The organism is Pseudomonas sp. PDM09 (genome assembly GCF_014852305.1).
Lineage (GTDB): Bacteria > Pseudomonadota > Gammaproteobacteria > Pseudomonadales > Pseudomonadaceae > Aquipseudomonas.
This window is the reverse complement of the sequence record NZ_JACVBI010000005.1, coordinates 40,146-52,069: the sequence shown is the minus strand read 5'-3', so window position 1 is coordinate 52,069 and position 11,924 is coordinate 40,146. Positions and strand designations below refer to the sequence as shown.

The following is an 11,924-nucleotide window of genomic DNA, read 5'->3' as shown; positions in this document are numbered from 1 at the left end:
AGTCTGGAAAATGAAAATGTCTACGCGCTTCACCCGCTCTGCGCTCCCGGGCACCTTCATTGCGCTGGCGATGGTTGTGATGCTGTCCGCCTGCACTGTCGGCCCCGAATTTGAACGGCCCGCCGCGAGTTCGTCACAGCACTACGATCAACAGGCCGAGCGGCGATCTGGCAACCAGCGCTTTGATATTGGCAAACGGATCAACGGCGACTGGTGGTCGGCGTTCCGTTCGCCAAAACTCGATCAGGTTATGCACCGTGCCATCGATGGCAACCTCGAACTGGTGGCCGCCGATGCGACCATCCGCCAGGCTGCTTCTGCCGTCGCGGCGGCGGAAGGTGCGCTGTATCCGCAGGTAGACTTCGGCGCTACAGGCGGTCGCCAACGTACCCACACCGGGCCTGAACCGAGCGTCTCGAACTTCTACGCCATCGGCCCACGGGTCGCGTTCGATCTGGATGCGTTCGGCGGAAACAGACGCGTGGTCGAAGGGCAACAAGCGCTGACCGATCTGCAAAAGCATCGCTATGAAGCGGCGTATCTGACCCTGACCGGCGACGTCACCCGCCAGGCGTTGCTGCTCGCGTCCGCCAACGCGCAAATCCAGGCCGTGCAGGAGCTGCTGGCCAACGACGCGAAAAACCTCGATCTGGTACAGAGGGCGCGTCAGAGCGGCTCTACGACCCAGATCGATGTGTCGCTGGCCGAAACCCGCCTCGCGCAGGACCGCACGCTGCTGCCGCCACTCGCCCAGCAACGTGATGCGGCGCGGCATGCGTTGTCGATCCTGGCCGGCAAAGGCCCGGCAGACTGGATCGCACCGGACTTCACCCTCGACGAATTCGCCCAGCCGTCGAGCATCCCGGTCAGCCTGCCCTCCGAGATGGCCCGCACCCGGCCAGACATCCTGCAAGCCGAATCCGAACTGCACATCGCCAGCGCGGCAGTGGGCGTGGCGACGGCCAATCTCTATCCCCGCATCGAACTATCCGCTTCGCTGGCGCAAGCCGCGTCGGGTAATGGCGGCACCGCACTCTGGGGTTTCGCTGCCGGGTTGACCGCGCCGATCTTCAATGGCGGTACGCTCAAGGCGCAGCGCCAGTCCGCCATTGACGGCTACAACGCCACTCTCGCCCGGTACCAGCAAACGGTGATTCAGTCGTTCGGCCAAGTCGCGGACACCTTGCAGGCGATCAACCATGGCGCTGAGCAAAACCTGGCGCAGGACGACGCCTTGCGCGCCGCCGACACCAGCTTTCGCTTGAATCAACAGGCTTACGCCCAAGGCGAAAACAGCATTCTGCAAGTGCTCGAAGCCGAACGTGCCTACGAGCAAGCGCTGCTCGGGCAGATCCGCGCGAAGACTGCGCGCTATCTCGACACGGTGCAGCTATTCGTGGCGCTGGGCGGCAACGCCGTGGGCGTCTTCGAGCAAAAACTCGCCGCGCGCGATCGCACTGATCAACAGCCGCTGTAACGACCCACATTGGAAAACTGACATGACCTACGAAGCCTTTCACGATGAACTTCGCGACACACGCTTGCCGCTGAACAACGGTGCGGGTTCGATGCCCGCCGTGGGATTCGGCACGCTGTTCCGCGACCTGAGCACCACCACCGAAGCAGTCAAATGCGCTCTCGAAGTGGGCTTCCGCCACTTCGACTGCGCCGAGCGTTATCGCAACGAAGACAAGATCGGCGTTGCGTTCCAGCAGGTTTTCGCCGCCGGCAGCATCCGCCGCGAGGACGTATTCATCACCACCAAACTGTGGAACACCAACCACCGCCCCGAGCGGGTCAAACCGGCGTTCGAAGCGAGCTGCCAACGGCTGCAGGCCGACTACATCGATTGCTACCTGATCCACACTCCGTTCGCCTTCCAGCCCGGTGACGATCAGGACCCACGGGACGTTCTCGGGCATGTCATCTACGATGGCAAAATCACATTGCTCGACACTTGGCGCGCCCTTGAAAGCCTGGTGGATGAAGGCCGCTGCAAGTCCATCGGTCTCTCGGACATCACGCTGGAGGCGCTCAAGGAGATCGTTGCTGCTGCACGGATCAAACCTTCCGTGGTGCAAATCGAATCGCACCCGTATTTGCCGGAATGGGAGATGTTGGAGTTCTGCAAACAGCACGGGATCATTGTTCTGGCTTTTGCACCGCTGGGACATGGGATGGAGCCGAATGTGCTGGAAGACTCGGTGATCACTAGCATCGCCCGGCATGTGCAACAAACCCCGGCGCAAGTGGCGCTGGCGTGGGCGGTACAACGCGGCACAGCTTTCCTGACGACTTCGGCGACGCCGAGCCATATTCAGGAGAACTTCGATATTGCGACACTGCCGCACCGGGCGATGCGTGAGATCAAGGAAGAAATCACAACCCGGATTCGATTTAATTCGGTGGTCGAGACCGGCGTACCTGGCTTTATTCCGCGTAAAAAGTGACAACGAAAAAAGGGGCGGTCTACCCGAGGCCGCCCCCTATACTTTTCCCACCTGATTCCTGAGACGAAAAGATGGACGTCTTCCAGAGCATGCGCATTTTCATCGCCGTCGCCCAAAGCGGCAGTTTCACCGCCGCCGCGCAACTGCTCGACACCACCACAACCAACGTCTCCAAAGCCGTTTCAGCCCTCGAAGGCCGCTTGCACACGCGCCTGATCAACCGCACCACTCGCCGCCTTGCCCTCACCGAAGCCGGCATACGCTACTTGCAACGCTGCGAAAAAATCCTCGACGACGTACGCGAAGCCGACGAGGAAGCCGGAACCGCCCAGACCTTGCCCGTCGGCCGCTTGAAGATCCATGCCATGTCGGCCATCGGTAACCATTACGTAATCGACGCCATCGCCCGCTACCGGGAAATTCATCCGACAGTAATGTTCGACCTGACTCTGACCAACCGCATCCCGGATCTGCTGGAAGAAGGCTACGACATGTCCATCGTGCTGGCCCGCGATCTCCCGGATTCCGGCTTCGTCGCCCAGCGACTCGGCATCACCTACAGCATCCTCTGCGCATCGCCGGCCTACCTGGAAAAACGCGGCCTCCCGCAAACACCCGGCGCGCTCTGCGAGCATGAATGCTTGCGGATCGTCAACACAGTCATGCCGGTCGAGAACTGGACCTTCGAAGGTCCGCAAGGCATGGAAACCATCACAATTCCCGTGTCGCCCTTTCACATCAACACCGCCGACGGCATGACCATCGCGATCAAAAAAGGCATGGGAATCGGCATTCAGCCAATAGCATCGGCCGTGAACGGCCTGAGGGCGGGAACATTGGTGCGGGTGTTGCCGGAGCACCGGCTGGAGGAGTTGAACCTGTTCGCGATCTATCCGTCACGCAAGTTCGTCGATGCGAAAATCAAAACCTGGGTGGAATTTCTCAAACACTCGATCCCGGACTTGCTGGCAGCGGATGAAGACATCGTCGGAGCAAAAAACGCCTGAGTGCAGCAGATATGGAGTGTCGACCCTCCATCGTCTGCACCGGACTCAATTGGAACAGCCAGTACCCATCGTCTGATACTGCAGAACATGCCGCTCGCCATGAGAGTCTTCATACGTCATCTGAACCGGAACCGGTGCGCATTCATTCGCGGGTTCGGTGATCGAGATCACGTGTTCGATGTCGAGCTTCGTCGAGTATCCGTAGGTTTCGACCGGGATATTTTTAGTCTCCGCCGTGTCGGCGTAAGCGTGTGAGCCCAAGCTGCCGAGCACTAAAACAACTGCCATTTTTTTCATGTTCATATTTTTTACCGTCTCGTAGAGTTGACCGCATCAGCCCAATTGCTGGCGGCTTCGAGACGATATTAAGAGTTGATGCCTCCTGTAAAAATCGATCGGTGGGACAAACAGTGTTGCCGAAATTTGTATGAATGTAGCTGTCGCGGTTCCTGATAACGGTTGAGAACTGCATGACTGGTAGCTCTCGGTCGATTCTGTTGAAAAAGTCGGTTCTTCAAGACTGCCGTCATACTGACTGCTGAGAAGGCTTTCCTTGCGCGCTGCTACGCGAAATCTGAGTCCGGAACCCTCTGCTTACAGTAAAAATTTCAACCTCAAGCGCGGACTTTTCTGGCGTAGGAACCATGACCGACTTTTTCAACAGCATCGGCCAAAAGAAGACACCAGAAACTCAACCGCGCACCAGGTAGGCCCCTGACGGAACCCGATATCGCAGCTTCTTGCATTTGCCCGGTGCAGGCTGATGCCCCGGCGGACGATCAGGAAACCAGATTCGGCATTTACCCGGAGGTGGCATATGGCCGCGGGGAATCTCAACCTCATCGTATGTAGGCTCTGGCTCGACATTAACCATTTGCAATTGTCCTTCGGGCCCGGCTCTGCCAACCGTCGGAGCATTCGAAACCCCATTTGCCTCTGCGCGAGCGAAGTTGTCAACGTCATACCCAGTGTTCTGAGTGGATTGCTCAACAACCGCCATTTCCGCTTCGCGGCGCCTTTGGGTCTCCTCTGTTAACCCCTTCTGCGCTGCGACCAGATCCTTTTGGGCAGTGGGTGGGGTACCCGAAGACTGGGCCTGCTGCGCCGCCTGGATCAATTGGAAGTTGCGGTTGCGCAACTCGACGTTGCGACCCACCCCCATGTTCGAGCGCACCGCCAAGGTTTCAGCCTGCTGGTACTGCCCCTGCTGAAGACGCAACACACCGAGGTAATGCAGCGTCGCGGGATTGTTCGGCTGGATATGCAGGGCACGCTCCAGCGTGGCAGCGGCCTGATCCAGTTGGCCATTTTCATACTGCCGCGAGGCGGTTTCGATCAGGGTCGTTGATGCGCTGTTGCTTTGCGCGGGCGCTCTTCGCTCGGCAGCAAACGAACAAAACGACGCGACGGCGCAGAACACCAGAATGAGACCCGGCAGAAAACTCTTGGTTGGCATCAGGGGGCGGACTCGAGTGAATTCGGACGGCACTGCCGTAAAACAGACCACAGTGCTGCTCGGCAATCCAATACCGGGCCGCTATTGACCTGGCCAATACCCTGAAGTTCCTGCAACAACGGCCGTCGCAACCAGCATCATTTTTTACCTGCCCAACGTCTAAGCATGAGTATTTGCTGCACTTCGCGGCGTTCCCGCCGCACGCATGCCGATCGAAGCCTACTGGCGCCGGGCAAGACAGGACTGATTAAAGGTCAGTGTGATGACACGAAGGGCGACGGGGTTGTCGGTGCCGGCAACGCATAGGTCCGTTTCATCCACGCCACCTCCGCTATCGGTGTGCGACCGAAGAGGCGCTTGAAGTCGCGGCTAAATTGCGAAGCACTTTCATAGCCCACCAGAAATGCCGATTTGGCTGCTGTCAGGTCGTTACGCAGCATCAGTAATCGAGCTTGATGCAACCGTGTCGACTTGAGGTACTGCATAGGCGAGGAATCGGTCACTTTGCGAAAATGCAGATGAAAGTTGGGCACGCTCATCTGCGCTTCCTGGGCCAGGACTTCTACATCCAGATGCTCGTGGTAACAGCTGTGGATTTTGTGAATGGCGCGCGTCACCTTGCCGAACTGGCCCTGCTGGGCGATGGCGGCGCGTAGGGTGCCGCCTTGTTCGCCGGTGAGGATGCGGTAGTAGAGTTCGCGCAGCATCGCCGGGCCGAGGATTTGCGCGTCGGTGCGGTCGGCCATGACTTCCAGAAAACGCAGGGTCGATTGGCGCAGCGGTTCATCCATGGGCGAGGCGTACATGCCCATAGGCTGAGCCGAGCGGAAGTTCCATACCTCATCCACCTGCTCAATCAGCTCGCCGGCCAGGGTGAAGTCCAGACGCAGGTACACCGCCAGCATTGGCTGCGCCTCGCTGGCGTCGGTCTCCATCGTAAAGGGCACTGGCACCGACACCACCAGATAATGCAGGGCGTCATAAACGTAAACTTCATCACCCAAATAGCCGCGTTTCTGCCCCTGACAGAGGATAACGATGCCCGGTTCATACAAAACCGGCGTGCGCGTCAGTGGCCGGTTGGAACGCAGAAAACGCACATCATCCAGCGGGCTCAGGTTGTAACCCTCCAGCGGCGCAAGCTGGCCCATCAACTGCACCATACGCGATGTGCTCGGGTCCTTGGGTTTCGGCATCGACTGCACGCTCTCCACATTTATGCTCAGCCATCCGTAGAACAGCTAAGCGCCTCCCATTGCTTAATACTCTCCGCCGTCCGGTGCAGCTTGTCACGCACCAGAGCCAGGGCGTCGCTGCCCAGCAGCAGGTGAGCCGGCGGGCTGGGACTGGCGATAATCGTCAGCATGGCGCGTGCGGCTTTCTGCGGGTCGCCCGGTTGATGGCCGCTTTTTTCCTCACGGGCTTTGCGCACCGGGTCGAAACTCGCATCGTAGTCACTGATACTGCGCGGCGTACGCTGCATCGAACGGCCTGCCCAGTCCGTGCGAAACGACCCCGGTGCCACGGCCGTGACAAATATATCGAAGGGTGCAAGCTCCTTGCTCAACGTGTCAGAGATGCCCTCCAGCGCAAATTTGCTGCCGCAGTAATAGGCAATGCCTGGCATGGTGATATAGCCGCCCATGGACGTGATATTGAGGATATGCCCCGCCCGCCGCTGGCGAAAATACGGCACAAACGCCTTGGTCATTGCCACCGCACCGAATACATTTACGTCGAACTGGCGACGCATTTCCGCCAACGACGACTCCTCGAAAATCCCCTCGTGGCCATAACCCGCGTTGTTTACCAGCACATCCACCGGGCCATGCTTGTCCTCAACAGCGGCGACCACCGCGTCGATGGCATTAAAGTGGGTAACGTCCAGCACCACACCATGGGCCCGCTCAGGCGAGAGTGCCTCGAAGGTTGCCAGAGAGAATTCGCTGCGAACAGTGCCGATCACTCGATGGCCCAGGGCAAGGGCTTCCTTAGCCAGGGCCTGGCCAAATCCACTACTAACACCGGTGATAAAGAGGGTTTTTTCTGCACTCATGGGGCGCACTCCTGAAGATACAAGGTGAGGCCATGCTAGGGTGGAGAGTACTGGGGGACTATGCCGGATTGGATTTGAGTATTGCCTAATCCTATCGGCGTGATCGGTGGGCAACCTGAAATCTGGTGGCAAAAAACGAGACCAAAGGAAGAAAAGGAACGGATTTATTTACCCTACTCTAAACGTCTGATTCTGGCCGATTGCTCATTCCGCGACGGGCAGCTATGGGTCGGTTAGCGACCACCACGCACCGTGACTGATTCACCCTTGTCCTCCCTCAACGTGGAGGACGAGCCATGAACACTATTGCTAGAACAGTCATCAGCCATGGAACAAGGGAAAGCTTGTCGGGCAGAAAGCCCCGCTCCGAGTCAGAGATATCTGGGCTATTCGGGTCAGACTCCAGCTCGCGGAGAAGACACGTGATTTGGCGCTCTTCAACTTGGCCATCGACAGCAAGCTACGTACTTGTGACTTAACCAAGCTGCGAGTTCGAGACATCGCCCATGGGGAGCATGTATCGTCACGTGCCATCGTGATGCAGCAGAAAACTCAGCACCCTGTGCAATTTGAAATCACTGAGCAAACTCGAACGGTTTTGGAGGCGTGGATGCATCAGGCGCATCCCCGCAGCGAGGACTTCTTGTTTCCGACCCGGTTGCACGGCTCAGACCATCTATCCACCAGGCAATACGCTCGAATAGTCAAAGCATGGGTGACAACCATTGGCCTTGACCCAACCATGTACGGTACTCACACGCTCCGACGAACCAAGGCATCGCTGATCTATCGCAGGACGAAGAACCTGAGAGCTGTGCAACTCCTGCTTGGTCATACGAAGCTTGAAAGCACTGTCAGATACCTGGGTATCGAGGTCGATGATGCCCTAGAAATGGCTGAACAGACGGAGGTGTAATTCCTCGGCGATGGTCGCAACTAAACTGTGGCCAATGGCTGCCAGTGAGGTGAACCGGACTGACTAACCGAATTGTAAGCGCTCCATAAACCCCACCTGCACATGAAGCGCCGATTCAAGGATGCTGAGCTCCCATTTCTCGCTCGGATCGACCGATCCGCCGGACGGTCTGTTAGTCGTTACGTCTCTGTTCAAGCCGCTTATCAAGCTCGCTTGGCGGCAAGTTCGGCGTCGAGTGAAGCGTCAGCCAGACGGCCCGCAGAATGTTGATCGCGGCCATGTTCAGGTGTTGTTCGGCGGCGTGCAGGGCCAGTTCGGCTGCCAGGCGTTTGTCGGCAGCACTGAGGTGCGCCGTTTTGTGGGTCATGTCCGCATCGACGTTGGCCAACAGCCCCTGGAGTTCCTGCACCGCCTGATCCGATGCCTGACGCATGTCCGCCAGCAGGCGGCTGGCTTCGGCAGGCGTCATGGCCAAGGCGCGGACGCTGCGAAAAGTCAGGCGGGCGGGCAAGGTGGCCAAACTGAAACCCGTCGAAATTAACTTGCCAATCATACGAACAACTCCTGTAAACGAGTGTTTCAGCAGCGTATCAGAGTAAATCGCAAAAAAATGTCTGCTAATCGCTTGCCAGAATCAACTCTCCGCCTCTTTTTGGCATCAAGCGTTGATCCTCGTCAGCCCCCTCGAACGATGCGCCCAGGCACTTTGGAGTCGGATTCAGGCAGCCTCGGCAAAGGTGTTGCACCTAGCCGATGTCCAATTTCTTCAATCGAGCCAGGCCTTGTTTGATATGACCGGCGTTTTCACCCGTGGTCTACAGTGCACCACGGACATTTCCGCCCACTTCCTGTGCCCCTTGTTCCTCAATCAGCAGGGTCAACTCCATAATGGCCGCCTCCAGGGCCTGCTGATTTTCGAACAACCTTTCCAGCACATCCGACAGTGAATAATCGCTTGGCATGGTGTCGATTCCTTTCGAGAAAGCCCAAGCATAGCAGCGACAGTGCCCCCAATTGGAACCTGCAATAGGTTGATTGGGGTATGGTCAATTGATGAAGCTGTCACCGGCTACTTTCGACCCAGAGCTGCCCATCGCATTAGGCAGAAAACGGCCACAAGCGGACATGGAGCGCCAACGAAAGCTCAGTATCGCTATCCGTTGTATAGGCACTTTCCTGAAGAATAGGAAAGCGGGCCTCCTGCAAATTCGCAAAGGAGACCCAGCTCCACGATCACACCAGGCTAAGTCCCGCCATACGAGACACTGGACTGATATTTATGACTCATCTGACTAAAATGGCCTTCACCTCCAGCAGATGTTTGCGTAACCGGTCTGCATAATCCTCGGCGACAGCAGCCTGAACGCTAGCGCGATTGGCCAGTGCATGACGCCACTCGGCAATGCGACCAAGTCCATCAAACAATGAATGACTTGGTTCGAATCCCAGTATGTCGAAGTAGCGAAAAACTGGGGCTACAGCAATATCCACCATACTGAACGTCTCGCCAGCGAAGTACGGCCCCTCCATCTTTTTACCGCCAAGTCTCTCCAGCCTTCCCCTCAGCGCTGAAGACTTACCAAGCGCTGTCTGCTGATCCGTTGCGTTCAAATATCCCCATGCATCAGCAAGCATGCCAGTGGCGAATTCGATCCAAGCACGGTGTTGAGCACGGGAAATTGCATCTTTCGGGTGCAAAGCGGGCTCCGGATACACCTGTTCGATGTATTCACAGATAGCCACGCTCTCGAAAAGTACGGTCGCTTCCTCATCGCCTTTTTGCACCATTAGAAGCGGGACTTTGCCCGTTGGCGACATGTCCCGAAACCAGTTGGGCCTGTCCTTCAAATCCACATCAACCCGTTGAAATGGAGCCTCTTTTTCGAGGAGTAAAATTGCTACTCGCTGAACAAACGGACAAAGCCCGTGGCTAACAAGCGTGAGCCGTGATTGCGACATTTGAATACCCACTGTTATTTCGACAACACCCGCTTCCGAGCGGGAAGCGGGCTGTATAGAAGTGAAGTTGTGACTAGCCCATTAAAGCGAGCGCCCACCATCAACAATAATTTCCGTTCCGACCGTCCAACGAGACTCGTCCGACGCGAGGTACAGCACCGCCTTAGCTACTTCTTCAGGCGTGCCAAAACGGCCAAAGGGTATAGTCGCAGCAATATCTTTGTTGACCTGCTCGCGGTAGGCATCGGGGATACCCGCCTTGTCGTACAGCGGCGTGTCGATCGGACCAGGGCTGACCGCATTTACTCGAACACCACGCGGGAGAAGCTCGCTAGAGAGCGTTTTCGACATGTTCAGAAACGCCGCCTTTGTTGCGGCGTAAATGGATGAACGCGCGGCGCCCAGGTGCGCACTGACCGAGGTGTTAAGAACCACCGATGCAGGGTTGGAGAAGACCGGCAGCAGTGCTTGCAGGAGGAAGTAAGGGCCTTTGACATTGATGTCAAAGGAGCGATCAAACATCTCCTCGTTCCAGTCTTCGATTGGCATCCAGACGGATACGCCAGCATTGAGGAAGGCAACGTCGAGCTGCCCGTAATGAGACTGAACAGCCTGCGCCAGCTCCTTCTGGGCTGCGACACTAGCTGAGTCGGCTCGCAGCACCAGGACTTCGCTACCTAAAATAGCTTGAGCATTTGCCATGGACTCAGGATTAACACCTGTGACGATCACGCGTGCGCCTTCGGCGAGAAATTGCTTGGCGGTCTCCAGACCGATGCCGCTTGTACCGCCAGTGATGAGGGTACGCTTGCCTTGTAAACGGGACATGTAAATTTCCTCTCTTTTGGGGCGGCCAGCCGGACGACTGACCTTCTGAGAGCAACTATGTATTCATGCCAGCGCGCTGATAAGATGGGCAAATAGAATAGATCTCATGCAAAATCTGCATGAAAAGGGGCGTGATGGACCGGTTGTTACTGATGAGCTGTTTTGTACGCGCTGTCGAGACAGGTAGTTTTTCTGCTGCGGGACGTGATCTAGGACTAGGGCAACCGAACGTCAGTCGTTACGTCGCTGCTCTTGAAGACCATTTGCAAACCAGGCTGCTTCACCGATCCACACGAAAGCTGATGCTCACGCCCGAGGGTGAACGGTACTACGCAGATGCGCGGCGTATTCTGGACTCAGTGGAACAGTCAGAGTCCTCACTGAGAGGGAACGTAGCGCCGTCTGGGTTACTGCGCGTCGCTTGCCCGACCGCATTGGCTCACACCTTCATCGTACCGCACGTCGCGAGCTTTCTAGGGCGCTATCCCGAACTGTCGCTCGATCTTCAAATCAATGATCGCTACGTCAATTTAGTCGACGAGGGGGCAGAACTCGCGATTCGTATTGGCCACCTTGAGGACAGTGCAATGCGAGCCCGGCCACTAGCGAGGTTCGAGCGTGTGTGCGTTGCCAGCCGTGCGTACCTAGAGAAACGTGGATCTCCCTCTTCGCCTGATGACCTGAAGGAACACGACTGCCTCATTTATACCCTCCTATCCACTGGAACCAACTGGCGGTTTAAGGATACTGATGTCCCGATCTCCGGACGACTGCGTGTCAACTCGCCTGAGGCGATACGTGAGTACGTCAATGCAGGATTGGGAATCGCGCAGGGGCCTCAATGGCTTTATGAGGAAGGGCTGAGAAGTGGCAATCTTCAATTGCTGCTTAACGAATACGTGGCGCCACCCGTCCCGATCCAAGTCGTATACTTAGCGAATCGGCTGCTGCCCCAGCGAGCCATCGTTTTCATGGATTTTATGGCGGATGTTTTTGCTGCATTCCATGAGCGCCCTAAATAGCCTCCTAGCCCACGCCCAGGGTGCGAACGGAGAACCATCAGCATGGCGGCCCCTTGGGCGAAAATCGCTGCACACTCACCATTCTTGCTCGTCAACGGGGCTTTAAGTAGTCACACCGGACTGCAGAACTTGCTTCTCAAAAGTGTCCTGATTTATTGCCAACGCCGATTCGATACATCTCTAAATCAAAGGTGCAACGCTCATCTCATGCGGTTAAGAAAACGGGGGCA

Annotated in this window: 13 protein-coding genes; 5 read left to right on the top strand and 8 right to left on the bottom strand. The window is 57.0% G+C overall.

Annotated elements, in window-relative coordinates; all coding sequences use genetic code 11:
• The first annotated feature begins 10 nt into the window (after positions 1-10).
• The 3 genes from IB250_RS13810 (at position 11) to IB250_RS13800 (ending at position 3,457) form a co-directional block, all read left to right on the top strand.
• Positions 11-1,477, top strand: a complete 1,467-nt coding sequence (locus tag IB250_RS13810) for an efflux transporter outer membrane subunit (RefSeq protein WP_192344483.1) — start codon at positions 11-13, stop codon at positions 1,475-1,477.
• Between the two features lie 22 nt (positions 1,478-1,499).
• Complete coding sequence (locus IB250_RS13805; protein ID WP_192344482.1) at positions 1,500-2,450, top strand: aldo/keto reductase; 951 nt, start codon at positions 1,500-1,502, stop codon at positions 2,448-2,450.
• 71 nt (positions 2,451-2,521) lie between these two features.
• The gene (locus IB250_RS13800; protein WP_192344481.1) at positions 2,522-3,457 is read left to right on the top strand and encodes a LysR family transcriptional regulator; all 936 of its coding nucleotides are present in this window, start codon (positions 2,522-2,524) and stop codon (positions 3,455-3,457) included.
• A 45-nt stretch (positions 3,458-3,502) separates the two neighbouring features.
• On the opposite strand, the gene IB250_RS13795 is transcribed toward IB250_RS13800, so the two are convergent.
• The 4 genes from IB250_RS13795 to IB250_RS13780 form a co-directional block, all read right to left on the bottom strand.
• A complete protein-coding gene (locus IB250_RS13795; RefSeq protein WP_192344480.1) occupies positions 3,503-3,760 on the bottom strand; it encodes a DUF2790 domain-containing protein in 258 nt (85 codons plus the stop codon).
• A gap of 388 nt (positions 3,761-4,148) precedes the next feature.
• On the bottom strand, positions 4,149-4,913 hold the full coding sequence (locus IB250_RS13790) for a tetratricopeptide repeat protein (protein WP_192344479.1): 765 nt from the start codon (positions 4,911-4,913) through the stop codon (positions 4,149-4,151).
• A gap of 254 nt (positions 4,914-5,167) precedes the next feature.
• Positions 5,168-6,109 carry an AraC family transcriptional regulator gene (locus tag IB250_RS13785; RefSeq protein ID WP_192344478.1) on the bottom strand — a complete coding sequence of 314 codons (942 nt, stop codon included), beginning with the start codon at positions 6,107-6,109 and terminating at the stop codon, positions 5,168-5,170.
• 26 nt (positions 6,110-6,135) lie between these two features.
• A complete protein-coding gene (locus tag IB250_RS13780; RefSeq protein ID WP_192344477.1) occupies positions 6,136-6,969 on the bottom strand; it encodes an oxidoreductase in 834 nt (277 codons plus the stop codon).
• A 379-nt stretch (positions 6,970-7,348) separates the two neighbouring features.
• Between IB250_RS13780 and IB250_RS13775 the strand changes: the two genes are divergently transcribed.
• Positions 7,349-7,885: a tyrosine-type recombinase/integrase gene (locus tag IB250_RS13775; protein WP_318652690.1), complete on the top strand. Its 537-nt coding sequence runs from the start codon at positions 7,349-7,351 to the stop codon at positions 7,883-7,885.
• 172 nt (positions 7,886-8,057) lie between these two features.
• On the opposite strand, the gene IB250_RS13770 is transcribed toward IB250_RS13775, so the two are convergent.
• From IB250_RS13770 to IB250_RS13755, 4 genes are all read right to left on the bottom strand, one after another.
• Positions 8,058-8,438, bottom strand: coding sequence for a hypothetical protein (locus tag IB250_RS13770; RefSeq protein WP_008075478.1), 381 nt, complete (start codon positions 8,436-8,438; stop codon positions 8,058-8,060).
• 262 nt (positions 8,439-8,700) lie between these two features.
• Positions 8,701-8,847, bottom strand: a complete 147-nt coding sequence (locus IB250_RS13765; RefSeq protein ID WP_225603557.1) for a hypothetical protein — start codon at positions 8,845-8,847, stop codon at positions 8,701-8,703.
• Positions 8,848-9,169: 322 nt separating this feature from the next.
• Positions 9,170-9,856 (bottom strand): glutathione S-transferase family protein, encoded by a 687-nt coding sequence (locus IB250_RS13760; protein WP_318652671.1) that lies wholly within the window; start codon positions 9,854-9,856, stop codon positions 9,170-9,172.
• A gap of 69 nt (positions 9,857-9,925) precedes the next feature.
• Positions 9,926-10,672 (bottom strand): SDR family oxidoreductase, encoded by a 747-nt coding sequence (locus IB250_RS13755; protein ID WP_008072177.1) that lies wholly within the window; start codon positions 10,670-10,672, stop codon positions 9,926-9,928.
• 134 nt (positions 10,673-10,806) lie between these two features.
• On the opposite strand from IB250_RS13755, the gene IB250_RS13750 reads away from it, so the two are divergent.
• Positions 10,807-11,694, top strand: a complete 888-nt coding sequence (locus IB250_RS13750) for a LysR family transcriptional regulator (protein ID WP_192344476.1) — start codon at positions 10,807-10,809, stop codon at positions 11,692-11,694.
• Positions 11,695-11,924 lie beyond the last annotated feature (230 nt).